The organism is Bacillus sp. JJ1532 (assembly GCF_036965085.1).
Lineage (GTDB): Bacteria > Bacillota > Bacilli > Bacillales > Cytobacillaceae > Cytobacillus.
In genome coordinates this window covers 175827-199666 of record NZ_JBALOW010000016.1, presented here as the reverse complement: position 1 = coordinate 199666, position 23840 = coordinate 175827, and the positions used below count along the sequence as shown (strand labels likewise).

Annotated in this window: 26 protein-coding genes; 21 read left to right on the top strand and 5 right to left on the bottom strand. The window is 37.1% G+C overall.

Annotation, left to right across the window (positions count from 1 at the left end; genetic code table 11):
• Positions 1-49: 49 nt before the first annotated feature.
• Entirely contained in the window at positions 50-589 is a 540-nt protein-coding gene (gene pssA / locus V7122_RS07950; protein WP_335346892.1) for a CDP-diacylglycerol--serine O-phosphatidyltransferase, read from the bottom strand.
• Between the two features lie 153 nt (positions 590-742).
• Between pssA and V7122_RS07945 the strand changes: the two genes are divergently transcribed.
• Positions 743-1543, top strand: a complete 801-nt coding sequence (locus V7122_RS07945) for a phosphatidylserine decarboxylase (RefSeq protein ID WP_335526248.1) — start codon at positions 743-745, stop codon at positions 1541-1543.
• A 99-nt stretch (positions 1544-1642) separates the two neighbouring features.
• Here V7122_RS07945 and V7122_RS07940 read toward each other — a convergent pair whose 3' ends face one another.
• Complete coding sequence (locus tag V7122_RS07940; protein WP_335346890.1) at positions 1643-1783, bottom strand: sporulation histidine kinase inhibitor Sda; 141 nt, start codon at positions 1781-1783, stop codon at positions 1643-1645.
• A 374-nt stretch (positions 1784-2157) separates the two neighbouring features.
• On the opposite strand from V7122_RS07940, the gene V7122_RS07935 reads away from it, so the two are divergent.
• The 8 genes from V7122_RS07935 to V7122_RS07900 are packed head-to-tail and all read left to right on the top strand — an operon-like array spanning position 2158 to position 7221.
• Positions 2158-2673, top strand: a complete 516-nt coding sequence (locus tag V7122_RS07935; RefSeq protein WP_335346889.1) for a YqeG family HAD IIIA-type phosphatase — start codon at positions 2158-2160, stop codon at positions 2671-2673.
• 3 nt (positions 2674-2676) lie between these two features.
• Complete coding sequence (gene yqeH, locus V7122_RS07930; RefSeq protein ID WP_335346888.1) at positions 2677-3780, top strand: ribosome biogenesis GTPase YqeH; 1104 nt, start codon at positions 2677-2679, stop codon at positions 3778-3780.
• A gap of 34 nt (positions 3781-3814) precedes the next feature.
• Positions 3815-4645, top strand: a complete 831-nt coding sequence (gene aroE / locus V7122_RS07925; RefSeq protein WP_335526246.1) for a shikimate dehydrogenase — start codon at positions 3815-3817, stop codon at positions 4643-4645.
• A gap of 4 nt (positions 4646-4649) precedes the next feature.
• A complete protein-coding gene (yhbY, locus tag V7122_RS07920) occupies positions 4650-4940 on the top strand; it encodes a ribosome assembly RNA-binding protein YhbY (protein WP_335355293.1) in 291 nt (96 codons plus the stop codon).
• A gap of 41 nt (positions 4941-4981) precedes the next feature.
• Positions 4982-5551: a nicotinate-nucleotide adenylyltransferase gene (locus tag V7122_RS07915; RefSeq protein ID WP_335526244.1), complete on the top strand. Its 570-nt coding sequence runs from the start codon at positions 4982-4984 to the stop codon at positions 5549-5551.
• Positions 5541-6116, top strand: coding sequence for a bis(5'-nucleosyl)-tetraphosphatase (symmetrical) YqeK (yqeK, locus tag V7122_RS07910; protein ID WP_335526242.1), 576 nt, complete (start codon positions 5541-5543; stop codon positions 6114-6116). The genes V7122_RS07915 and yqeK overlap by 11 nt, the downstream gene beginning before the upstream one ends.
• Positions 6113-6469 carry a ribosome silencing factor gene (gene rsfS, locus V7122_RS07905; RefSeq protein ID WP_335355296.1) on the top strand — a complete coding sequence of 119 codons (357 nt, stop codon included), beginning with the start codon at positions 6113-6115 and terminating at the stop codon, positions 6467-6469. The genes yqeK and rsfS overlap by 4 nt, the downstream gene beginning before the upstream one ends.
• Entirely contained in the window at positions 6466-7221 is a 756-nt protein-coding gene (locus V7122_RS07900) for a class I SAM-dependent DNA methyltransferase (protein WP_335526240.1), read from the top strand. The genes rsfS and V7122_RS07900 overlap by 4 nt, the downstream gene beginning before the upstream one ends.
• Positions 7222-7310: 89 nt before the next feature.
• On the opposite strand, the gene comER is transcribed toward V7122_RS07900, so the two are convergent.
• Complete coding sequence (gene comER / locus V7122_RS07895) at positions 7311-8138, bottom strand: late competence protein ComER (RefSeq protein ID WP_335526235.1); 828 nt, start codon at positions 8136-8138, stop codon at positions 7311-7313.
• A gap of 87 nt (positions 8139-8225) precedes the next feature.
• On the opposite strand from comER, the gene V7122_RS07890 reads away from it, so the two are divergent.
• The 3 genes from V7122_RS07890 to V7122_RS07880 all read left to right on the top strand — a co-directional run bounded on the left by V7122_RS07890 (position 8226) and on the right by V7122_RS07880 (position 11789).
• Complete coding sequence (locus V7122_RS07890) at positions 8226-8858, top strand: helix-hairpin-helix domain-containing protein (protein WP_335526233.1); 633 nt, start codon at positions 8226-8228, stop codon at positions 8856-8858.
• Between the two features lie 97 nt (positions 8859-8955).
• Entirely contained in the window at positions 8956-9366 is a 411-nt protein-coding gene (locus tag V7122_RS07885) for a deoxycytidylate deaminase (protein ID WP_335355300.1), read from the top strand.
• 98 nt (positions 9367-9464) lie between these two features.
• Positions 9465-11789 carry a DNA internalization-related competence protein ComEC/Rec2 gene (locus V7122_RS07880; RefSeq protein ID WP_335526232.1) on the top strand — a complete coding sequence of 775 codons (2325 nt, stop codon included), beginning with the start codon at positions 9465-9467 and terminating at the stop codon, positions 11787-11789.
• Between the two features lie 71 nt (positions 11790-11860).
• Here the strand turns inward: V7122_RS07880 and V7122_RS07875 are convergent, their stop codons facing one another.
• Complete coding sequence (locus V7122_RS07875; protein ID WP_335526230.1) at positions 11861-11995, bottom strand: YqzM family protein; 135 nt, start codon at positions 11993-11995, stop codon at positions 11861-11863.
• Between the two features lie 367 nt (positions 11996-12362).
• Here V7122_RS07875 and holA point away from each other — a divergent pair, with 367 nt between their 5' ends.
• Positions 12363-13388 (top strand): DNA polymerase III subunit delta, encoded by a 1026-nt coding sequence (holA, locus tag V7122_RS07870; RefSeq protein WP_335526228.1) that lies wholly within the window; start codon positions 12363-12365, stop codon positions 13386-13388.
• A 66-nt stretch (positions 13389-13454) separates the two neighbouring features.
• Here holA and rpsT read toward each other — a convergent pair whose 3' ends face one another.
• Complete coding sequence (rpsT, locus tag V7122_RS07865; RefSeq protein WP_335346877.1) at positions 13455-13721, bottom strand: 30S ribosomal protein S20; 267 nt, start codon at positions 13719-13721, stop codon at positions 13455-13457.
• A gap of 242 nt (positions 13722-13963) precedes the next feature.
• Here rpsT and gpr point away from each other — a divergent pair, with 242 nt between their 5' ends.
• The 8 genes from gpr (at position 13964) to dnaK (ending at position 23729) form a co-directional block, all read left to right on the top strand.
• The gene (gene gpr, locus V7122_RS07860; RefSeq protein ID WP_335486503.1) at positions 13964-15088 is read left to right on the top strand and encodes a GPR endopeptidase; all 1125 of its coding nucleotides are present in this window, start codon (positions 13964-13966) and stop codon (positions 15086-15088) included.
• A 68-nt stretch (positions 15089-15156) separates the two neighbouring features.
• Positions 15157-16362: a stage II sporulation protein P gene (gene spoIIP / locus V7122_RS07855; RefSeq protein ID WP_335526226.1), complete on the top strand. Its 1206-nt coding sequence runs from the start codon at positions 15157-15159 to the stop codon at positions 16360-16362.
• Positions 16363-16381: 19 nt separating this feature from the next.
• On the top strand, positions 16382-16726 hold the full coding sequence (locus V7122_RS07850; protein WP_335486509.1) for a YqxA family protein: 345 nt from the start codon (positions 16382-16384) through the stop codon (positions 16724-16726).
• A gap of 230 nt (positions 16727-16956) precedes the next feature.
• Positions 16957-18792, top strand: a complete 1836-nt coding sequence (gene lepA / locus V7122_RS07845; protein WP_438824001.1) for a translation elongation factor 4 — start codon at positions 16957-16959, stop codon at positions 18790-18792.
• A gap of 98 nt (positions 18793-18890) precedes the next feature.
• A complete protein-coding gene (gene hemW / locus V7122_RS07840; protein ID WP_335486512.1) occupies positions 18891-20024 on the top strand; it encodes a radical SAM family heme chaperone HemW in 1134 nt (377 codons plus the stop codon).
• Between the two features lie 100 nt (positions 20025-20124).
• Positions 20125-21156 (top strand): heat-inducible transcriptional repressor HrcA, encoded by a 1032-nt coding sequence (gene hrcA / locus V7122_RS07835; RefSeq protein WP_335346872.1) that lies wholly within the window; start codon positions 20125-20127, stop codon positions 21154-21156.
• 98 nt (positions 21157-21254) lie between these two features.
• On the top strand, positions 21255-21869 hold the full coding sequence (grpE, locus tag V7122_RS07830) for a nucleotide exchange factor GrpE (protein WP_335486515.1): 615 nt from the start codon (positions 21255-21257) through the stop codon (positions 21867-21869).
• A 27-nt stretch (positions 21870-21896) separates the two neighbouring features.
• Positions 21897-23729, top strand: coding sequence for a molecular chaperone DnaK (gene dnaK, locus V7122_RS07825; RefSeq protein ID WP_335486518.1), 1833 nt, complete (start codon positions 21897-21899; stop codon positions 23727-23729).
• The last annotated feature ends 111 nt before the right edge of the window (positions 23730-23840 follow it).

The window sequence follows — 23840 nt, the reverse complement described above, 5'->3', positions numbered from 1 at the left end:
TATTTGGGATAACATTTATTCTGTTAGGTATCAAGCGATAGGTATTCTACTAAACCTTTTTCAATTTAAACGGACTGACCATTAAAAATGAAAGGATAATCGTTATAAATAAGAAGAATGGCGCAGGAATATAAGGAATCATAAGGTAGCTCAATGTAATTAGACAGCCGGCAGCTGTTATCGGAAGTCCAGTAAAATAGCCATTGTTCTCACTAATATTAAATCGTGCTAAGCGGAAAGCTCCACAGCCAATATAAAAAATGGTGAAAAATGAACCGGGGGCCCCGAATTCAATTAAAATTCCTTGATATATTAATAGTGCAGGAGCAACTCCAAATGATATAATATCACTCATGGAATCTAATTGCTTCCCTAATTCCGATTCAATTTGAAGCTTTCTAGCAATCATTCCATCGAACCGGTCAGCAAGTGCTGCGACAAAAATGAGCAGCAAACTTAGATTTAAATTACCTTTTAAGGCAAAAATAATGGCAAACCCGCCTAATGATAAATTCACTAAAGTGATAACATTTGCAGTTTGTGCTTTTAGTTTTTTTATGGTTTGATCTAAAATATCATTTAAAAACATTTACCACACTCCTTTTTAGGTAAGATATCATATGCCTAGTTGTCGTCCTAAGTGCTTTAGATTCACAAGTAAGCACGTTACTGTTCTTATTTTATAATATTTAATTTTATTCTTTTTAGTACTGACCGTAAAGAGTATATTGGGGGTGAAAGAATGAAACAATCGCTTTATCGTCTTTTTATTGAGCTTACGAACGGTAAAATAACTTCAGGACTATTAAAAAGATTTGCTCGTTCCAATGCCAGCCGCCTGTTCGTCCCATCTTTTTGTAAAGCTTATCAAATTAACCAGGATGAAATGGGGAAAACATTAGCGGAATATCCCACTTTGCATGATTTCTTTACGAGGTCTCTTAAAGAAGGAGTACGTCTTATTGATCAAGATCCCTATTCCATTGTGAGCCCGGTTGATGCAATCATTGAAGACATTGGCCTAATAAAGCCGGGACATATTATTACAGTAAAAGAAAAGGATTATTCCATTAGAGAGATGATGGGGAATGATGAAAAGCTAGATAAATATACGGATGGCTGCTACATGATCTTCTATTTAAGTCCTAGTCATTATCATCGGATTCATAGTCCTGTTACCGGCCGTGTTCTTGACCAATGGACATTGGGTCAGAAATCCTACCCAGTTAATAAATATGGTTTAAAATATGGAAAAGATGCACTGTCAAAAAATTATCGGACCATAACTGAAGTAGAGCATATGAACGGCAAGCTTTCAATTGTTAAGGTGGGGGCTATGTTTGTGAATTCAATAGAAGTGATACATAATGGTGATCAATTGGCAAAGGGTGATGAAATGGCTTATTTCTCCTTCGGCTCAACGGTTGTCCTTTTATTCGAAAAAAACAGTTTTACCCCAATGTCAACGATTAAAACACCATATGACATAAAAGTGGGTGAGCGGATTGGCCATATTAATCATGACAAGAACATCACACAGTAGAAATAACGTTTTGGAAGAGGAAAAAAGGTGCTCTGCGGGGGCCGGTATATTTATCGTGAATTCACAAAGCCGTAACCCCCACTAAAAAGGAACATTGCATTAGGATGAAACTTTAATCTTATGTGACAATGAACGTCGGTGAATTTCCGTCTTTATTAGGTTAATAAAGTCTGAGCTTAACTTTAACTCGATTGCTTTATAATAGGATTCGATTAATAGTTCGTCTGACAGCTTTCGCATGTCCATTCACCTCCATGAATTTTAATTTTAGAATTCTATATAATTGACTTCATACATATAATGTAAGATTTATGTTGTAATCATACTCTAGCAAACTTTTTTCTTTAGAACAACCGTTCTGTTATCCACAATGCTTAGTGGATAACCTGTGGTTAAGTTGTTAGTAAAAGGTGGGAAATCATATAAATGAGTGTGCTTAATGTGAATAAAGTTATCCACAGAAATTTCTTGAGAAAAAAATGTCGAAAAATTTCTTAATTAGCTCAGATTAAGCCTATGTTTGAAAGAGAGAATAAAATTGTTTATGATGAGTACAAATTATTACTTTTCTTTTTCGTTTTATAATAAAGAAGTAAATAGAGGTGTTATATATCGTGTTGAAGCAATTTTTACCGGATCAGCATGTTAGAAGTATATTTGAGATTACCCCTGAAAAGTTGAAGGAATACGGCATAAAAGGAATTATTACTGATTTAGATAACACCCTTGTCGAATGGGATCGACCGAATGCTACACCAAAGTTGATAAATTGGTTTGAAGAAATGAAAAATAGTAATGTCATGATTACGATCGTATCAAATAATAATGATAATCGGGTTAGGTCTTTTTCTGAGCCGCTTAACATCCCCTTTATCCCATTGGCTCGAAAACCTTTAGGGCGGGCTTTTAATAGAGCATTACTTGAAATGGGTCTTAAGAAAGAGGAAACAGTCGTTATTGGCGATCAATTATTAACTGATGTTTTGGGCGGTAACCGAAGCGGATTTCGGACCATTCTTGTTGTTCCAGTTGCGCAGACTGATGGTTTTATTACTCGGTTCAATCGTAAAGTGGAGAGATTAATCTTAAATTGGTTTAGGAAAAAAGGCATGATTCAGTGGGAGGATTAATTTGTGAGTGAACAATATATTTGTATAGGCTGCGGTGTGAAGATTCAGACTGAAGATCCAGCCGCAATTGGTTATGCACCTTTATCAGCGCTGGAAAAGGAAGCGATTATTTGTCAGCGCTGTTTTCGCTTAAAACATTATAATGAAGTGCAGGATGTTGATTTAACGGATGATGACTTTCTGAAAATTTTAAATGAACTAGGTAAAAGTGATTCTTTGATTGTGAAAATCATTGATATATTCGACTTTAACGGGAGCTGGCTGCCGGGACTGCATAGGTTTGTCGGAAAAAATAAAATCCTGCTTGTAGGGAATAAAGTCGATTTGCTGCCAAAATCGGTTAAACACAATAAGTTAATTAATTGGATGAAGCAAGAAGCAAAAGAGCTAGGCCTTAAGCCAGAAGATGTTTTTCTAGTAAGTGCTGCTAAAGGGAAAAATATTTCTGAGGTGGCTGAAGCAATTGATGTATATCGAAAAGGTAAAGATGTTTATGTTGTTGGCTGTACGAATGTTGGGAAATCAACATTTATTAATCGAATTTTAAAAGAGGTAACAGGAGAAGGTGATGTGATCACAACCTCACATTTTCCAGGTACAACTCTTGATATCATTGAAATCCCCTTATCGGATGGGAAGTCACTTGTTGATACGCCAGGAATAATAAATCATCACCAAATGGCTCATTATGTTGATAAGCGTGATTTAAAAATCATTACGCCGAAAAAAGAAATAAAGCCGACAGTCTTTCAGCTGAATGAGGGGCAAACCCTCTTTATTGGAGGCTTAGCGCGCTTTGACTATAAAACAGGCGGACGCAGATCCTTTGTTTGCCATTTCTCCAATGATTTAAATCTTCACCGTACAAAATTGGAAAATGCGGATGAATTATACAAAAACCATGTTGGTGAAATGTTAACGCCGCCTAGGATGGAACAAATGGACAGCTTCCCGGAACTTGTTAAACATGAATTTACAATTAAAGAAGGAAAAACGGATATAGTTTTTTCAGGTCTTGGCTGGATTACAGTCAATGAACCTGGGGCAAAGGTAGCTGCATATGTTCCAAAGGGTGTTCATGCCTTATTAAGAAAATCATTAATATAAATTCTGGCAATCGTATTTAAAGGGGAGAGAAATTGTGAAAAAGTTTTTTGCCGTTATAGGGGATCCGATTGCCCATTCCATGTCACCTGCCATGCATAATGATTTATTTCAAGCCTATCGTATAGATGCCCATTACCATCCTCTTCACGTCAAGAGAGAGGATTTAGCAGATGCTATAAAGGGGTTAAAAGCCATCGGGATTTCAGGATTTAATGTGACTGTTCCACATAAGGAAACGATTATTCCATTGCTTGACGTACTTGATCCACTTGCACAATCAATTGGAGCTGTAAATACAGTTGTGAATCAGGACGGCAAACTGATTGGCTATAATACTGATGGCAGCGGCTACGTTAAAGGGCTGCAAAAGGAAATGCCAAATTTGAAGGATAAAAAAGTATTGGTTATTGGTGCTGGCGGTGCAGCAAGAGCTATTTATTTCACAATTGCTGAGGCTGGAGTTGAAAAGCTGGATATTTGTAATCGGACAGTATTAAAGGCAGAGGTAATTAAGAATGATTGTCCATATTCAGTCGATTCCAATGTGTATGATATAAAAAATGCGGAAGAAAATCTTGGATTATATGATCTAGTTATTCAGACAACACCTGCAGGTATGGCGCCAAAAGTTCAAGATTTGCCGCTTTCGTTACATAATTTGAAAGCTGGAGCATTAGCAAGCGATATCATCTATAATCCATTAGAAACAAGATTTCTAGAAGAAGCAAAAAGCAAAGGTGCAACAATTCAAAATGGCTTAAATATGTTTGTGTACCAAGGTGCACTTGCATTTGAAAAATGGACAGGGATTTTCCCAGATACGAATCGTATGAGAGATATCGTTCTTTCACAACTAGGAGGATAACAAAATGTTAACAGGAAAACAGAAACGCTTTTTGCGTTCTAAAGCACATCACCTAAATCCGATTTTTCAAGTTGGTAAGGGTGGCGTAAATGAAAATATGATTAAACAAGTAGATGAGGCTCTTGAAGCACGAGAATTAATGAAAATATCCGTTCTGCAAAATTGTGAAGAGGATAAGGACATCGTTGCTGAACAATTAGTAAAAGGAACGAGAGCAGAGCTTGTCCAAATTATTGGAAGTACAATCGTGCTTTATAAAGAATCACGTGAAAATAAGCAAATCAATTTACCTTAATTCTTTTCGTTAAGCATGAAAGAATGTTGGGAGGAATTCACATGATTAGAATCGGCATACTAGGAGGGACCTTTGATCCGCCACATCTGGGACATTTAATTATTGCAAATGAAGTGTTGAATGCTTATGACTTAGATGAAATTTGGTTTATGCCGAATCAGGAGCCTCCCCATAAAAAAAAATCTAATGCCATAAAAGAAGCAGATAGGAAAAATTTATTACAGCTTGCAATTAGTGGGCATCCTAATTTTAAAATAGAGCTATTAGAGCTTGAAAGATCAGGTCCCTCCTATACATATGAATCCATGAAGATTCTTACAAGAAAGCATCCTGATAAGGAATTTTATTTTATTATTGGTGCTGATATGGTTGAGTACTTGCCAAAATGGCGGAATATTGATGAGTTGGTTAAGATGGTTCAATTTATAGGCGTAAATAGACCATCTTATAGTAATGAAAGCCATTATCCAATATTATATGCAGAGGTTCCGGACGTGGAGATTTCATCCAGTCAAATCCGGAATCGACTGCTGAAAAATAAGACGATTCGATATCTCGTTCCCGATTCAGTCAGGAATTATATTAAGGAGAATCAATTATATGGATCGTGAATCTGCTTTACAAATAGTTAAGAAACAATTAACGGACCATCGTTACCATCATACGATTGGAGTAATAGAAACGGCCTTGGTCTTAGCTGAAAAGTATGGTGCTAATGTGAAAAATGCAGAGCTTGCTGCTATTTTCCATGATTATGCTAAATTTAGGCCAAAAGAGGAAATGCAACAAATCATTATCGATGAAGGAATGCCGAAAGAGCTTCTTCTATACAATAGTGAACTTTGGCATGCGCCAGTTGGGGCATTTCTAGTGCAAAATGAAGTTGGAATAGATGATGTTGAAATTTTAGACGCCATCAGATACCATACATCAGGACGAATTAATATGACCATACTTGAAAAAGTAATTTATTTGGCTGATTATATCGAGCCTGGAAGACATTTTCCCGGGGTTGATGAAGTTCGTGAAATAGCAAAGGAAAGCCTGGAAAACGCTTTAATAAAATCAATTCAAAATACGATCTTTTTTTTAATGAAAAAAGAACAGCCGGTTTTTCCTGCTACATTTAACACATATAATGACTTAATTATGAGATCGGGAGGACTGATTGAATGAAAGAAAAAGAATTGCTACTAACCGCTGTTAAGGCTGCTGATGATAAAAGAGCAGAGGATATTATTGTTTTAAATATGAAGGGTATTTCTTTAATTGCTGATTACTTTCTTATCTGCCATGGAAATTCTGATAAGCAGGTGCAGGCAATTGCACGTGAAATGAAGGAAAAGGCAGAGGAAAAGGAATATACAGTTAAAAGAATTGAGGGCTTTGATGAAGCAAGATGGATCCTCGTAGATTTAGGGGATGTTGTTGCACATATTTTCCACCGTGATGAAAGAAGCTATTATAATTTGGAACGATTATGGGGCGATGCACCAATTGAAAATGTGCAAAGTGAGCTGAATCAATGAGCTATGGAAAGTTTGCCTATCTTTATGATCAGCTCATGAAAGATGTCCCTTATGATAAATGGGCAGAATTAGTATTAGAGAAGGCAAAGAATTATGAAGTAAATGGAAAAAAACTACTTGATCTAGGCTGTGGGACAGCGGAACTTTCTGTGAAGTTATCTGAGATAGGATTTCAAGTGACGGGCGTAGATCTATCCGAGGATATGCTAACAGTCGCACAGGCAAAAGCTGATGAAAAAGGATTTGCCGTGGAATTTTATCAGCAAAACATGGCTGAACTCGATGGTTTAGGTAATTTTGATATTATTGGAATTTTCTGTGATTCGATAAATTATTTACAGGAAGAAAAAGAGGTTGTTGCGACATTTCAACGTGTCTATCAGCATTTGTCTAGTAATGGTCTCTTTATCTTTGATGTACACTCACTTCATAAAATCATGGAAATATTTACGGATCAAACCTTTACTGCGAATGACGAGGAGATAAGCTTTATTTGGCATTGCTTTGAAGGTGAATATCCTTTCAGTGTAGAGCATGATCTAAGTTTTTTTGTTTTAGACAATGAGACAGGCATGTATGCTCGTTATGATGAAATCCATTATCAGAGGACTTATCCCATTGATGTATATGAGAATTGGCTTCAGGAAACAGGCTTTGAACTCCTTGAAGTTACTGCTGATTTTGAAAATATTCCTCCACAAGATCAATCTGAACGAATCTTTTTTATTTGCAGAAAAGCCTCTAGAAACTAGTATAAGAGCCAGCTTATGCAGCTGGCTCTTTAATTTATAAAAAATTTATTTCTTACATAGGAAGGATTTTTTAATTATATAAAGAATAATTAAATATTGAGAGTATAGTGTTCTTTTACCTGTTTAATATCCTCGTCAAACTTTGCATGTGTCGCCTGGAATACTTTTTCAAACACATCACCTAATTCTTTTTCGAACACCTTGATTCCTTCCCCTGTGATGCCTCCCTTTACACAAACCTTTTCTTGCAGCTTTGGCAAAGTATAGAATCCTTTTTTCATTAGATCTCCCATACCAATTAACATATTCTCAGCTAGTGTTGTAGCGGTTTGCTGGTCAATTTCTGTCTCATTTACTGCTGCCATAATAAACCTTTGTGTTAAATAGCTGAAGAAGGCTGGTCCACAGCTTACAATGTCAGATGCCACTCTCGTAATGTTTTCTTCGATTTCAACAATCCTGGAAATATCGCCAAACATCTTTTTAATAATTGATTTCCACTCTTCCTTGCAATTCTTTCCAAATGATAATAAAGAAACACCTGAAAGTGCTCGATTTGTAATACTTGGTATGACTCTTGCGACAGAACAAGTTGCAATATTTTCTAGCTTATCAACACTAATTGGACTCGTGATGGAAACGATACATTTTTCTTTCGTTAGAAACGGGGTAATATCTTTAATGACGTTGTGAACATCATGTGGTTTAACACAAATAAAGATGAGCGAGGATTTCTCCGCCACATCCTTCCCAGTTGCTGCAACATTTATTTCTTGATAATTCTCCTTTATTTCCAAAGCTTTTGATAAAGTTCGATTGGTTATTGTTATGGAAGAAGGGGAAACGGCCTTCCCATCAATTAAAGCTTCTGTTAGGATTCTCCCCATATTACCTGTACCAATCATTCCAATTTTCAATGTCCTTCCCTCCTTCACAAGCGAGCTTTCTCCTATACATTATGAAATTCCTTATTAGAATATGCTAAATATGAAAGGGTGGTATAGTTGTTACACTTGATTAAAGAGCACAAAATTTACATTATTGCAGGTTTAGCTGCTTGTATTGCAGCCTTTTATTTTATTTATCAGCCAGTGCAGGATCAAAGTACGGTCTTTGAAGAACATGAACTCATTCTATCAAGTGAGCAAATAAGTGCTGAAAATCTGGAGGAGGCAATAATCGATGAGACCCTTTATGTTGATGTAAAGGGAGCAGTAGAAAAGCCTGGAGTATATGAAGCCAAAAGCAATGACCGAGTCATCGACATCATTAACAAGGCTGGTGGATTAATTGAATCAGCGGACGAAGCAAAAATAAACTTTGCTATGAGGGTTGAGGATGAGATGGTTATTTATGTACCGAAAATGGGTGAGGAATCTGAGGAAGCTGTTGAGGCTTTAAGAGTGGGAGGGTCCCAAGGAGCAGGTCAGGCAAAAAATGATGGAAAGGTTAATCTTAATACAGCCAATGAAGCTGAATTACAAACCCTGACAGGAATAGGACCTGCCAAAGCCGCGGCTATTATTGAGTTTCGCGAGACAAATGGTCCATTTAAAGGGATTGAAGATTTAAAATCCATTAGTGGAATTGGGGAAAAAACCTTTGAGAAATTGAGAGAGAGTATTAAAGTAAAATAGAAAACAATATTGACCCATTTTGACATGAGGCTTAAACTTGGCTTATAAGAAAAAGTCTTTGAAAGGTTCGTAAAATTTATTGTAAGGAGTAGGGAAAGTGGGAAGAAAAAGCTGGGATGAATATTTTTTAGATATTGCAACTGAAGTGGGATCCCGTTCGACATGCCCAAGATTACATGTGGGCTGTGTAATTGTTAAGGATAAGCATATTGTATCGACTGGCTACAATGGATCTATTCATGGTCATGACCATTGTGAAGATATAGGCTGCTTAATAAATGATCAGGGAAGATGTATTCGAACTCTTCATTCTGAGCTTAATGCAGTTCTGCATGCAGATAGGAGTTTATTAAAAGGGGCTACTGCCTATGTGACTCATGAGCCATGTGAAAATTGCGCTAAGACAATTGCTCAATCCGGTATTAGTAAAATTGTTTATCGACACGCTTATCCTAATAAATATAATGAATACTTTTTGAAAAACGTTGAAGTGGTTCATCTTCCTTAAGAGGAAGTATCGAATTAAAAGGTGTAGGGTTTTACCTATGCCTTTAACCATTTAAGGGAATGAACAATGAAATAAATGGATAAAGGAGAAAGGATGAAATGAAGGGCAAATGGATTTATTTTACCGTTGCCTCGCTGATGGGAATGTTAGCAAGCTTCATCAATGTTTTTATCTGTATGACTCTATTATTTCTGTTAATATTTCTCTATAAAAAGAAAAATTTTTCAAAGAGGCAGCTTCTTGCAGTAAGTATTTTTTTTACCATGTTTTTTTTGCGAAGTGAAATGATCGAAAGAGCAAATTTCAGCCGTTTAGTTCAAGGTGAAACAAATTTTATTGTTTACTTGCAGGAAAATCTAAAGGTAGATGGAGATACATTTACCGGAACAGCCAAAGAATTAAAACATAATGAAAGGCTAATTCTTACGTATAAAATAAAAACTGAAAAAGAAAAAGCTGATATACTAAAAAGGATAAGAACAGGGATGGCTTGTTCAGTCAGAGGTACATTAGAAGTGCCATACTCCTCAACAAACCAATATGCTTTTGATTATAAGGAGTATCTCTACCGAAATCATACTTATTGGATATTAAAAGCAGATTACTTAACACCCTCCAAATGTATGCCTCAGAAGAAAACACCACTATCTTTTTTCCGTACACTTAGAGAAAATGGGATTGAACATATACATAATTATTTTCCAAAGGATACAGCGCCCCTAGCAATTGCTCTGCTGTTTGGAGATCGAAATTATATTGAAGAAGACGTCCTAACTGCCTATCAAAAGCTCGGGATCGTTCATTTATTAGCCATATCGGGTCTTCATGTCGGAATGCTTTTCGGGATGATTTTCTTTCTTGGCATACGGGCAGGGGTGTCAAAAGAGAAAATGACATCAACCTTGCTTATATTATTGCCATGCTATGCCCTTATTACAGGTGCTTCCCCTTCTGTCATTCGTGCTGTTTTTATGATGATCATATTTTTAGCTCTTCAAAAATGGGGAAGGAACTTTTCACTTTTAACTATTGATGTAATAGGCATTGTCTTCATCTTATATACCTTTTTTTCTCCTTATGTTATTTATAATGTTGGGTTTCAGTTATCCTTTGGCGTAAGCTTTTCCCTTATATTATCCGCCCCCATTATCTTAAAACGCTTCTCTAATCCGATTTCATTATTATTTGCCACTTCTTTCATTTGCCAGCTGGCGGCTACCCCAATCATGTTTTACTATTTTTTTGAAGTTTCATTCATCTCTGTACTAGCTAATATTCTGTTTGTACCTCTATTTTCAATATTCATATTGCCTGCCTTATTTATCATCTTCCTCCTACATCTTTTATTTGGCGGGAATATTAATTTTCTCGTGACTTTAATGAATTTCATTATTTATTGGATGGATGGTATTGCTGGGGGGCTAGCTCAATTGCCATTTGCAACGATTGCTTTAGGAAGGCCCCATTTCATCATTTTGTTTCTTTATTTGATCATATTCCCCTGTTACTTTTCCTTATGGGAGAAAATGAGGGGGATAAAAAAGTCTCTGATCATTCTAATCTTACCGACCCTCCTATTATTACTGCACGGTTCTGTGAATTTTCTATCTCCATACGGAGAGATTACCTTTATTGATGTTGGGCAGGGGGAAAGCATCTTCATAAGACTTCCTCACAGTCAAGGGAACTACCTAATTGATACTGGAGGTACATTAAGGTTCCATACAGAGGAGTGGAAGTTAAGAAAGAATCAATATGAGGTTGGTAAGGATGTGGTCGTACCTTATTTAAAGAGCAAGGGTATTAGGACAATCCATAAGCTTATTTTAACGCATGGGGATTCAGATCATATAGGAGGCGCTCCTGCAATAATAGAAGAAATGAAAGTGAAGAATATTATTTTACCAAAAAGCGAGGAGCTTTCAGAGCTCGAAAAAGTGATCCTATTAAAAGCTAAAAACAAAAAGATTCCCTACTATTTTACAAAATCGGGTGATAGCTGGACGGAAGGTAAGGTTAATTTTCAAGTTTTATCTCCTCAACCGGAAATGGAGTCAGAAAGAAATAATGGTTCCATTGTTTTGTTTACAAAAATCGGGGGATTATCATGGCTGTTTACAGGGGATTTGGAGGAGAGCGGGGAAGAAAAATTAATTAGCCGTTATCATAATTTAAAAATTGATGTATTAAAGGTTGCTCACCACGGCAGTAAATCATCTACCTCTAGTTCGTTCTTAAATCGAATAGAACCAAAGCTTGCCGTTATTTCTGCTGGCAGAAACAATCGTTACGGTCACCCAAATAAAGAAATACTAAATAGCTTAGATGAAAGAAGTATTAAAGTATTACGGACAGATCTAAATGGAGCCATTACTTATTATTTTAAAGGAGACCTAGGAACCTTTTCTACGCAAATGCCATAAGATGTAGTAAATAAATCAGGAATTGAAAAAGAGGCTGCTATTTGCAGCCTCCAAAATTTCCTATGTAGTCATTAAGAGCCTATTACTTTAACGACTGTTGCAATAATAAATAACGTTGCAAAGAAACCGAAAGATACGATAAATCCTACTCCAGAGTCAATAGCATCATTGCGTTTATACTGGACGTCTTTTTCAAATTCATTCACAGTCTACCCCTCCTATTTCCATTATAGTATAAGCTAAAGCGAAGAAAAAATCTAGCTTTCCTCTAACAGCATTTCCTCTAGTGACAAGAGTTGTCACAAATAAGTTAAACTTGAATGGTCACAATAATGATACAGTGATGCACCGTCGTGGCTTGAGTATCCTAGGCCTCATGTTCCGACGTTCATTATAGATGAGGGAATTGGCACAAGATCGGTTCGTGTCAATTCCTTATTGCCTTTACAATTGGTCCGAAAAATGAATGGTAAAGTTTGAGCAACTAGGACATTTGTGTACACTTTGTTACTTGTCAAATTGGACAAGGTTCATTAGGATAAAGATATCCCAATGAGAACGGAGAGAAAGAAAGTGGTTTTTGAATTATGGAAGCAAATTAAAGCAAAAAATCTTTCTCCGATTTTTCTATTATACGGAGCGGAATCATTTCTTATTAATGAAACAAAGCAGTTATTAATTTCCAATATCCTTACTGAGGCCGACATGGATTTTAACCTTTCCTCCTATGATTTAGAAGAAACACCGATTGATGCTGCACTTGAAGATGCGGAGACACTGCCTTTTATAGGTGAAAAGAGACTCATTTTTTTACATAATCCTGTTTTTCTGACATCTGAGAAAACAAAAGAAAAAGTTGAGCATAATTTAGCAAAGCTGGAGGCTTATATAAAAGCACCATCTCCATATTCCATTGTTGTTTTTATTGCTCCTTATGAAAAATTAGATGAACGGAAAAAGCTTACGAAGGAATTAAAAAGAAGTGCAGCGGTTTTGGAGGCCAAAAAGCTGAATGAAGCGGAGTTAAAAGGATGGATTAGAAAACGTGCTGCTTATAATGGTGTTGAAATAGAAGATGAAGCAGTCGAATACACGCTAACTCTTGCAGGTACAAATTTGTTTTTACTAACGAGTGAAATGGATAAGCTTGCATTATATTCAGGTGCGGGCAACAGAATTGATTTCCAATTAGTTGAAAGATTAGTTTCTCGTTCTTTAGAGCAAAATATCTTTGCTCTAGTAGATAAGATTGTACAACGGAAAATTGAAGAGGCATTACGGATCTATTATGATCTGCTTAAGCAAAATGAAGAGCCGATCAAAATTTTATCTGTTATTACTGGACAATTTAGGCTGATTTATCAAGTAAAGGAGCTAGCTAGAAGAGGATATGGCCAACAGCAGATTGCAGGGGCCTTAAAGGTCCATCCTTTCCGCGTTAAGCTAGCTGCAGGACAGGCTCAAGCTTTTGATGAAAAAGAGCTAGCGCAAATAATGAAATTATTAGCAGATTCAGATTTTCAAATGAAGACAGGCGGTATGAATAAAGAATTGCTAATAGAGATGTTTCTGTTTCGCCTACATAGTAAACCAAATTAAAACGACCTAATTGGTCGTTTTTTTGCATAATAAAAGGCTATCTTTAGGAAGATAGCCAAAGCAAGCTTACGCGTTTAAAGTGTTCATTTTTTTCATTAAACGAGACTTTTTACGAGCAGCAGCGTTTTTGTGGATAAGACCTTTAGAAGCGGCTTTGTCTAATTTACGAGCAGCATCAACGAAAGTTTCTTTCGCAGCAGCAGCATCGTTAAGAACGATAGCAGCATCAACCTTCTTAACAGCTGTACGCATAGCAGATTTAACAGTAGCGTTTTGAGCGTTTTTAGATGCGTTCGTTTTCACACGCTTAATAGCAGATTTAATATTTGGCATTCCATTCACCTCCTGAGGGCAGCATCGAGATTATATTATAACTCGACATAAACATTCATTAACAATTTAATATTAAGAACAAGTGATATTTTATCAAACACGCTGGAATTTTGCAATACTCTCCCTTAGTTTTTCCTAATTTCGGACAACTTAAGTTAGGAGTTTTACTGAATGTTTTGCTAAGAAAAGGAAAGAATAGTAAATAGTCTAACTTATAGCAAAAGATGCGAGGGGGATTCAATATGGAAAAGTCAATGGATTTGAGTAAATATTCGATTAGAACAGATTTGGCTATTGAAGCACGGGAAATGGTCATAGCGGATCGCGATAAACATATTCAAGAGGAAGAAAATCTTTCGCATATTGAAGGGGTTATCATTAAAGAAAAAGAAGAGGATGATATTAAAGTATCATATGTTGAAGTGACAAAAGAAGGAGCCAAATCTTTAGGGAAAAAAGAAGGAAAATATTTAACACTAGAAGCAATAGGCATTCGCCAGCAAGATACACCAATGCAAAAAAAAGTTGTCAAAATATTTGCCTCTGAGCTTGCTCAGTTTTTGAAGCAGCTAGGTATTAAAGCGGATGCCTCCTGTTTAGTTGTCGGACTGGGGAATTGGAATGTAACTCCTGATGCTCTTGGACCGCAAGTGTGTGAAAACCTTCTTGTCACGCGACATCTCTATCAATTACAGCCTGAAAGTGTTGAAGAGGGCTATCGTCCTGTCAGTGCTATTGCTCCTGGAGTTATGGGGCTAACAGGTATTGAAACTAGTGATATCATCTTTGGAATTGTTGATAAAACAAAACCAGATTTTGTGATTGTCATTGATGCACTTGCCTCTCGTTCATTAGAAAGAGTAAATTCGACCATTCAAATTTCAGACACTGGAATTCACCCTGGTTCAGGCGTTGGAAATAAGCGAAAAGAAATTAGCCAGGAATCATTAGGGATTCCTGTCATTGCCATTGGCGTTCCAACTGTTGTTGACGCTGTATCTATCACAAGTGATACGATCGACTATATACTAAAACACTTCGGGAAAGAAATGAGAGAAGGGGACAGACCTTCAAGATCGTTGGCTCCTGCAGGAATGAGCTTTGGCGAACGCAGAAAGCTGACTGAAGAAGACCTGCCAGAAGAACACCATAGAAAAACCTTCCTTGGTATGATTGGAACACTGCCTGATGAGGAGAAGAGAAAACTAATATATGAAGTCCTCTCTCCGATTGGACATAACCTAATGGTAACACCGAAAGAAGTAGATATTTTTATTGAGGATATGGCAAATCTTCTTGCCAATGGGCTAAACGCGGCATTACATCAAAATGTTGACCAAGAAAATGCAGGTTTTTATACAAGGTAAATATTTTCTGTTCTATCCTTTCTAGCGAAGTCATATGAATTACTAGACTAGCAAAGAGAGGTGGAAGAATGAAACCTATTAAAACGAACGGAATTGCTGTGTTTATACAAGGGACAAGCTTACTAAAAATATTTGGCGGTTTTCTGCTGTTCTTATTTATGATTTTTTCACTGAGCGGTGTTTTAACTGTGTTAAAACCCGAATATAGAATCAGCTCATCATCTGTAAATACGGCTGCTAATAAAATAACTGGAGAAATGCTCTATCATTTCCTTGGTTGGGAAAACCATCATTTTATGCAAAGCTTGGACGATCAGACGGGCTCCCCAACCATCATGAACATGTTATTTAAACTTTCTACTAATATCAATTTAGATGATCCAAGAAGTTTATTGGGAAGGGAATTACCCTATTTCTCTATATATGACAAGGAAATTTTAGTCGCAGGTGAGGGCACGAATTATACGAATATGCCATTTGAATCCGCCCCGCCCATTGAGCTCCTTAGGGCTGAACAGCAAGCTACACTTCAGAATATCGAGGATTTAGAGAAGCCAAGCGGAGAAAAAACAGCGGAACCATCGATAAACACTACAGGTGATAGAAAAGTCGTTTATTTATATTTTTCCCATAATACGGAATCTTTTCTTCCGTATTTAAAGGATGTGGCTAATCCCGATTTTGCTCATCATTCCCAATTAAATGTTACTAAAATTGGCGATAAGCTAAAGGAAGAACTGGAGCGGAAAGGGATCGGGACAACGGTTGAAAAGACGGATATACAAGCAAAGCTGAATGAAAAAGGATGGGATTATTGGCGATCCTATCAAGAGTCTAGATCAGCTGTTCAAGCAGCAACGAGTAACGACCGAAATTTGACTTATTTAATTGATATTCATCGGGATTCCCATAGAAAAAAGGATACAACGAAAGAGATTAATGGAAAACCATATGCAAAGCTAGCCTTCGTCATTGGAACAGAGCATCCGAATTATGAAAAGAATGCACGTTTAGCCAATGAATTGCATAAAAGACTCGAGGAAAAATACAAAGGTTTAAGCAGGGGGGTTCTGCCTCAGCAAGGATCGGGCAATAACGGTATATATAATCAGGATTTATCAGAAAATGCCATATTAATTGAATTTGGCGGTGTTGATAACACATTTGAAGAATTAAATCGGTCGGCAGAGGCACTAGCAGACGTATTTAGCGAATTTTATTGGCAAGCGGAAAGTGTTAGTAATCCTGTACAAGAACAGTCTGAAAAGAAATAGTATAGATAGGTGATCAGTTATGAAATGGTTTATGTTGAAGACCTTTTTTCTTACAATACTCATGTTTATTGTTGTATTATTTAGCATGCAGCAGGCTAGTGAAGGGATAACAAAGATGAAAGGCTATAATGATGCAAATTTCAAAGGAGCATTCACCTTACAGGAGAATGACAGTGGAGGTCTGCAAGCATCCATTTTAGGCAATGATGTTTCAAGTCATGACCTCGAGCAGAAAAAAGCGAAGCTGGAGGAAATGAAAGCCTATAACTTTTTTTCAACAATGGGAAAGAAGCTATCTGAAGGCATTTCCACTATGACTGAAACCGTGGTGCATTTCATAACTGATTTAATAAGAGAAAAATAATGCGGCTGCATCGATGCAGCCGTTTTTGTTTTATACTAGAATACATCCGAAGTGAAACTTATTTTTTGTTTCATCGTATATTAATCAGCCACTGGCATTGAATCTTCATAAACGGACTGCTATAATCTAAAAATAGTGCATATTTTGTGCGTTAAAAGGAAGATATTTTTTATTAGATGTTTTACACTGGCGCAAAGAGCGCATGCGTTTTTCTATGTAGGAGTGAAATAATGAACAGAGAAGATAGACTTAATAGACAATCAAAGATACGGAATTTTTCTATTATCGCTCATATCGATCATGGAAAATCCACTTTAGCTGACCGAATATTAGAAAAGACGAATACTTTAACGTCAAGAGAAATGAAGGATCAGCTGCTAGATTCTATGGATTTAGAAAGAGAACGAGGCATTACAATAAAGCTAAATTCAGTTCAATTAAAATATAATGCGAAAGATGGAGAAACTTACACCTTTCATTTAATCGATACCCCAGGGCACGTCGACTTCACTTATGAAGTGTCCCGCAGTTTGGCTGCATGTGAAGGTGCCATTCTAGTTGTCGATGCAGCACAAGGGATTGAAGCACAGACACTAGCAAACGTGTATTTAGCAATTGATAATGATTTAGAAATTGTGCCGGTCATTAATAAAATAGACCTTCCTAGTGCTGACCCAGAGCGTGTAAGGAATGAAATAGAAGAAGTAATCGGTCTTGATGCTTCTGAGGCTGTTCTTGCTTCCGCTAAAGCTGGCATCGGTATTGAGGACATTTTAGAACAGATCGTAGAAAAGGTTCCTGCACCAACAGGAGATCCGGACGCCCCTCTAAAAGCACTTATTTTTGACTCGTTATTCGATGCTTACCGTGGAGTTGTAGCTTATATCCGAGTAGTCGAAGGAACAGTAAAAGCTGGGGACAAAATTAAAATGATGGCAACTGGCAAGGAATTCGATGTAGTTGAAGTTGGTGTCTTTTCCCCAAAAGCACAAGTCCGTGAAGAGCTGACTGTTGGGGATGTAGGGTTCTTAACCGCAGCAATCAAAAATGTTGGCGATACTCGTGTGGGTGATACCATTACAAATGCAAAAAATGGCGCAACCGAGCCTCTTCCTGGATACCGTAAATTGAATCCGATGGTTTTTTGCGGATTATATCCAATCGACAGTGCCAAATTTAATGATCTTCGTGAAGCTTTAGAGAAACTTGAACTTAATGACTCGGCTTTACAATTCGAGCCCGAAACATCTCAGGCTCTCGGGTTCGGCTTCCGCTGCGGATTTTTAGGACTCCTTCATATGGAGATTATCCAAGAGCGTATCGAGCGTGAATTCAAAATCGATTTAATTACAACAGCACCAAGTGTAATATATGATGTCATTTTGACAGATGGCTCCAATATTAAAATTGATAACCCATCCAAAATGCCAGATCCGCAAAAAATTGAACGCGTTGAGGAGCCATATGTAAAAGCAACCATGATGGCGCCAAATGACTATGTTGGAGCGATTATGGAGCTTTGCCAAGAAAAACGCGGAATCTTTATTAATATGCAGTATATGGATGAGACTCGTGTTAATATTACTTATGAAATTCCATTATCTGAAATTGTGTATGATTTCTTTGATCAGCTTAAATCAAACACAAAAGGATATGCTTCGTTTGACTATGAGTTAATTGGTTATAAGCCATCCAAGCTCGTTAAAATGGATATCCTTTTAAACGGAGAAAAAGTAGATGCATTGAGCTTTATCGTCCATAAAGATTTCTCTTATGACCGTGGAAAGATAATTGTAGAAAAACTTAAGGAACTTATTCCACGCCAGCAATTCGAGGTTCCGGTCCAAGCGGCAATTGGCCAGAAGATAATTGCTCGTTCAACCATTAAGTCAATGGGGAAAAATGTATTAGCGAAGTGTTACGGTGGAGACATTTCCCGTAAACGTAAGCTGCTGGAAAAGCAAAAAGAAGGTAAGAAACGCATGAAGCAAGTAGGATCGGTAGAAGTTCCTCAAGAAGCTTTCATGGCTGTTTTGAAAATGGACGATACCAACAAAAAGAAGTAAAATAGATAGATTCTATAAAAGGAGGTTGGAAATGCTGTCAAAATAAAAGCAGCTCCGGCCTCTTTTTTAATGAAATAAATAATAAGGGTGTGTTAATAATGATAAAAGCAGCCTATATTCATATCCCTTTCTGTGAGCATATTTGCCACTATTGTGATTTTAATAAAGTGTTTCTCGAAGGGCAGCCTGTTGATGAGTATCTTAATTCATTAAATAAAGAAATGGAGCTAACATTAATTGATTCCCCTGCCGTCCAATTAAATTCCATTTTTGTCGGGGGAGGCACGCCAACTGCATTAAATGAACAGCAGCTTGATATGCTTTGCCGAATCATAAAAGACCGCCTGCCATACAACGAACAAACGGAGTTTACGTTTGAGGCAAATCCCGGTGACCTCTCAGAAGAAAAACTTCGTATTCTTTACGAAGCAGGAGTTAATAGAATTAGCTTCGGGGTACAGACTTTTAATGAAGAACTGCTTAAGAAAATTGGCAGGGTGCATCGAGCAAAAGATGTTTTTCAATCTGTTGAAGCTGCAAAAAAAATAGGCTTCGAAAATATTAGCATTGATTTAATCTATAGCTTGCCTGGACAAACAGTGTCTGATTTCAGAGAAACATTAGAGACTTCTTTCACGTTAGATATTGACCACTATTCTGGTTATTCTCTTATTATCGAGCCCAAAACCGTATTCTATAACTTGATGAGAAAAGGAAAGCTCCAATCTCCAGGAGAAGACACAGAAACAGAAATGTTCAAAATATTAATGGAAGAGATGGATAAACATGGTTTCAACCAATATGAAATCAGTAACTTCTCTAAACCAGGATTTGAGAGCAAACATAATCTAACTTATTGGAATAATGAGTGGTATTACGGATTTGGTGCTGGAGCACATGGGTATGTTAATGGCAAACGTATTTCCAATCATGGACCATTAAAAAAGTATATGGACTCATTGAAGATGGGGAGATTGCCTATACTCGAAGAAAGCCATGTTACACGGACTGAGCAGATTGAAGAAGAAATGTTTTTAGGTCTAAGAAAAACAGCAGGCGTAGCCATTTCTCGCTTTATCGAGAAATTTGGTGAAAATCCTGTCGAATTATTTAAAGAGGAATTGAAAGAATTAAAAAATCGTGAATGGATCATCGTTACTGAAAATCAGATTCAATTATCGAAAAAAGGACGGTACCTTGGAAATGAAGTTTTTCAGTTCTTTCTAAGATAAAAAATCACATCTCGTTTTTATTGACACCAAACCATTGATTTGATAATTTATTAGTAGAATTAGCACTCACATCTAAAGAGTGCTAACAGAGGTGATAATTGTGTTGACTGATCGCCAATTATTGATCTTTCAGGTTATTGTTGATGATTTTATTCAATCTGCGCAGCCAGTCGGTTCAAGAAGTTTGTCGAAAAAGGACAAAATTACATTTAGTTCTGCGACAATTCGAAACGAAATGTCTGATTTAGAAGAGCTGGGGTTTATTGAAAAAACACATACCTCATCCGGAAGAATTCCTTCCGAAAAAGGGTATCGCTATTATGTGGATCATTTGCTTTCTCCTCAAAAGCTAAATCAGCAGGATATCCATAAGTTAAAGTCTGTATTTGCCGAAAGAATTTTTGAACTTGAAAAGATTGTACAGAGGTCAGCTAAAATATTATCGGAACTGACTAACTATACTTCAATTGTGTTAGGCCCCGCTGTTAAAGATAATAAATTAAAGAGAATTCAAATCGTTCCTTTAAATAATCAGACAGCCATTGCGATCATTGTCACTGATTCTGGTCATGTCGAGAATCGAATGTTTCATCTTCCTGAAACAATGAATTCCGGTGATCTTGAAAAACTGGTCAATATTTTGAATGATCGCTTAGCTGGCGCTCCAATTGAAAGCTTGAATGAAAAAATCTATAAAGAAGTAGCTATTCTTCTAAGGCAGCATATTACTAATTATGATTATATTCTGCATTCTATCGCAGATACACTAAAGATCCCAGCTCACGAGAAGCTATTCTTTGGCGGAAAATCAAATATGCTTAGTCAGCCTGAATTTCATGACATTGAAAAAATAAAAAATTTAATGGATATGATTGAACACGAAGATAGCATTTATGAGCTAATTCGAAAAAACAAGTCAGGAATTAATGTCAAAATAGGCAAAGAAAATAATAATACAGCTATGGAAAATTGCAGTTTAATTACAGCAACATATTCAATGGGTGCTGAACAACTAGGGACCATTGCTATATTAGGTCCTACAAGGATGGAATATTCCCGTGTAATTAGTTTATTGGACTATATTAGCACAGACCTTTCAGCCGTATTGACGAAGCTGTATCAAAGTGATTGACGTTGGAAATATTGACTAAGGGTGGGGGCCCCTCAGGGTCAAGACCCCCATCCCTTTCCTTGTGTTTATTTATTTGTACTTAAAGGGAGGTGAATAAATTGGCAGATGAAAAAAATATTTTAGAAGAAGAAACAATCCAAAATTCTGATCAAGCTGATGAGACTGATGTTTCTGAAACGGAAACTGCAGCCCATTCTGATGATACAGAAGCAGTGAACGAACTTTCTGAAGAAGCTTCTTTAGAAGAACAACTTGTGAAAGCTCAGGAAAAAACGGTTGAGTTAGAGGCCAAACTAGCTGATATAGAAAACCGTTACTATCGTCTTCAAGCCGATTTTGATAATTCCAGACGGAGAGCAAGATTAGATATTGAATCGTCTGAAAAATATAGAGCTCAAAAGTTAATTTCTGATTTGCTGCCTGCTATCGATAATTTTGAGAGAGCGCTGCAAATGGAATCTGATAATGAACAAGTGAAATCCGTTCTTCAAGGAATGGAAATGGTTTATCGCAGCTTGCTGGAAGCTCTGAAAAATGAAGGAGCAGAACAGATTGAAGCTGTTGGGAAGGAATTTGATCCTCAAGTCCATCAAGCAGTTATGCAAGCTGAGGTGGAAGGCTTCGAGTCAAATACTGTAGTAGAGGAATTCCAAAAAGGCTATATTTTAAAGGACAGAGTGATCCGTCCGGCTATGGTAAAAGTAAATTCATAAGATACATATTTTCGGGAGGTAAGAAACATGAGCAAAATCATTGGAATCGATTTAGGTACTACAAACTCATGTGTTTCCGTTTTAGAAGGCGGAGAGGCAAAAGTTATTCCAAATCCAGAGGGTAACCGCACAACTCCTTCTGTCGTTTCTTTCAAAAATGGGGAGCGTCAAGTTGGGGAAGTGGCAAAACGTCAAGCGATTACGAATCCACATACGATTATGTCTGTTAAGCGTCATATGGGAACAGATTTTAAGGTAGAGGCTGAAGGAAAACCGTATACTCCTCAAGAAATTTCAGCTATTATTCTTCAACACTTAAAATCATATGCTGAAGAGTATCTTGGTGAAAAAGTAACGAAAGCGGTTGTTACAGTTCCAGCATATTTTAATGATGCTGAACGCCAAGCTACAAAAGATGCTGGAACAATTGCTGGTCTTGAAGTTGAACGTATTATTAATGAGCCTACAGCTGCTGCTTTAGCTTATGGTATGGATAAGACAGATGAAGATCAAACAATTCTTGTATTTGACCTTGGTGGAGGAACGTTTGACGTATCCATTCTTGAACTGGGAGACGGTGTATTCGATGTAAAAGCTACAGCTGGTGATAACCGTCTTGGCGGTGATGATTTTGACCAAGCGATAATCGACTATTTAGTTCAGGAATTCAAAAAAGAAAATGCCATCGATCTTTCAAAAGATAAAATGGCTACTCAGCGTTTAAAGGATGCAGCTGAAAAAGCGAAAAAGGATTTATCTGGAGTCACTTCTACTCAAATTTCCTTGCCATTCATTACAGCAGGGGAAGCAGGTCCTTTACACCTTGAAGTAACATTAACAAGAGCTAAATTTGATGAGCTTACAGCAGATTTAGTTGAACGTACTATGGGCCCTACTCGTCAAGCATTAAAAGATGCAGGACTTTCGCCTTCTGAAATTGATAAGATTATTCTTGTTGGTGGTTCAACTCGTATTCCTGCCGTTCAAGAAGCGATCAAGAAAGAAACGGGCAAGGAGCCTCATAAAGGTGTTAACCCTGATGAAGTAGTAGCGATGGGTGCAGCAATCCAAGGTGGAGTAATCTCTGGTGATGTTAAGGATGTTGTCCTATTAGACGTTACACCACTTTCACTTGGTATCGAAACTATGGGTGGCGTATTTACGAAGCTAATTGACCGTAATACAACAATCCCAACATCTAAATCACAAGTGTTCTCGACTGCTGCTGATAATCAGTCAGCTGTAGATATTCATGTTCTACAAGGTGAGCGTCCAATGTCAGCAGACAATAAAACATTAGGCCGCTTCCAACTTGGAGATATTCCTCCTGCACCTAGAGGAATACCTCAAATCGAAGTGACTTTTGATATCGATAAAAACGGTATTGTAAATGTTCGTGCAAAAGATCTAGGCACAAATAAAGAACAAGCAATTACAATTAAATCTTCAACAGGTTTATCTGATGAAGAAATCGAAAAAATGGTAAGAGAAGCTGAAGAGAATGCGGAAGCAGACAAGAAGCGTAAGGAAGAAGTAGAGCTTCGGAATGAAGCAGATCAACTCGTTTTCACTACTGAAAAAACAATGAAGGATCTTGAAGGTAAAGTAGATGAAGCTGAAGTGGCAAAAGCAAATGAAGCAAAAGATGCTTTAAAAGCTGCCATTGAAAAGAATGATTTAGAAGAAATTAAAGCGAAGAAAGATGCTTTACAAGAAATCGTTCAAGCATTGACAATGAAGCTTTATGAAGAAGCTGCTAAACAAGCTCAAGGAGCGCAAGGGGCACAAGGTCAAGAAGGTAATAGCAGCGATGACAATGTAGTTGACGCAGAATTCGAAGAGGTTAAAGACGATAAATAAGTCTCAAAATCTTAAATGATGAAAAAGTCAAAGTCAGGTCATTCTTGACTTTGACTTTTATTTTTGAATGTCTAGCTCCAGCGCCTACCCCCTCGAGGTCATAAGCCAATC

What these genes read in the sequence shown, in the direction of transcription:
- pssA (WP_335346892.1), bottom strand. Translation starts at nt 589, where the DNA reads ATGTTTTTAAATGATATTTTAGATCAAACCATAAAAAAACTAAAAGCA.
- V7122_RS07945 (WP_335526248.1), top strand. Translation starts at nt 743, where the DNA reads ATGAAACAATCGCTTTATCGTCTTTTTATTGAGCTTACGAACGGTAAA.
- V7122_RS07940 (WP_335346890.1), bottom strand. Translation starts at nt 1,783, where the DNA reads ATGCGAAAGCTGTCAGACGAACTATTAATCGAATCCTATTATAAAGCA.
- yhbY (WP_335355293.1), top strand. Translation starts at nt 4,650, where the DNA reads ATGTTAACAGGAAAACAGAAACGCTTTTTGCGTTCTAAAGCACATCAC.
- V7122_RS07915 (WP_335526244.1), top strand. Translation starts at nt 4,982, where the DNA reads ATGATTAGAATCGGCATACTAGGAGGGACCTTTGATCCGCCACATCTG.
- yqeK (WP_335526242.1), top strand. Translation starts at nt 5,541, where the DNA reads ATGGATCGTGAATCTGCTTTACAAATAGTTAAGAAACAATTAACGGAC.
- rsfS (WP_335355296.1), top strand. Translation starts at nt 6,113, where the DNA reads ATGAAAGAAAAAGAATTGCTACTAACCGCTGTTAAGGCTGCTGATGAT.
- V7122_RS07900 (WP_335526240.1), top strand. Translation starts at nt 6,466, where the DNA reads ATGAGCTATGGAAAGTTTGCCTATCTTTATGATCAGCTCATGAAAGAT.
- V7122_RS07880 (WP_335526232.1), top strand. Translation starts at nt 9,465, where the DNA reads ATGAAGGGCAAATGGATTTATTTTACCGTTGCCTCGCTGATGGGAATG.
- rpsT (WP_335346877.1), bottom strand. Translation starts at nt 13,721, where the DNA reads ATGCCAAATATTAAATCTGCTATTAAGCGTGTGAAAACGAACGCATCT.
- gpr (WP_335486503.1), top strand. Translation starts at nt 13,964, where the DNA reads ATGGAAAAGTCAATGGATTTGAGTAAATATTCGATTAGAACAGATTTG.
- spoIIP (WP_335526226.1), top strand. Translation starts at nt 15,157, where the DNA reads ATGAAACCTATTAAAACGAACGGAATTGCTGTGTTTATACAAGGGACA.
- V7122_RS07850 (WP_335486509.1), top strand. Translation starts at nt 16,382, where the DNA reads ATGAAATGGTTTATGTTGAAGACCTTTTTTCTTACAATACTCATGTTT.
- lepA (WP_438824001.1), top strand. Translation starts at nt 16,957, where the DNA reads ATGAACAGAGAAGATAGACTTAATAGACAATCAAAGATACGGAATTTT.
- hemW (WP_335486512.1), top strand. Translation starts at nt 18,891, where the DNA reads ATGATAAAAGCAGCCTATATTCATATCCCTTTCTGTGAGCATATTTGC.
- dnaK (WP_335486518.1), top strand. Translation starts at nt 21,897, where the DNA reads ATGAGCAAAATCATTGGAATCGATTTAGGTACTACAAACTCATGTGTT.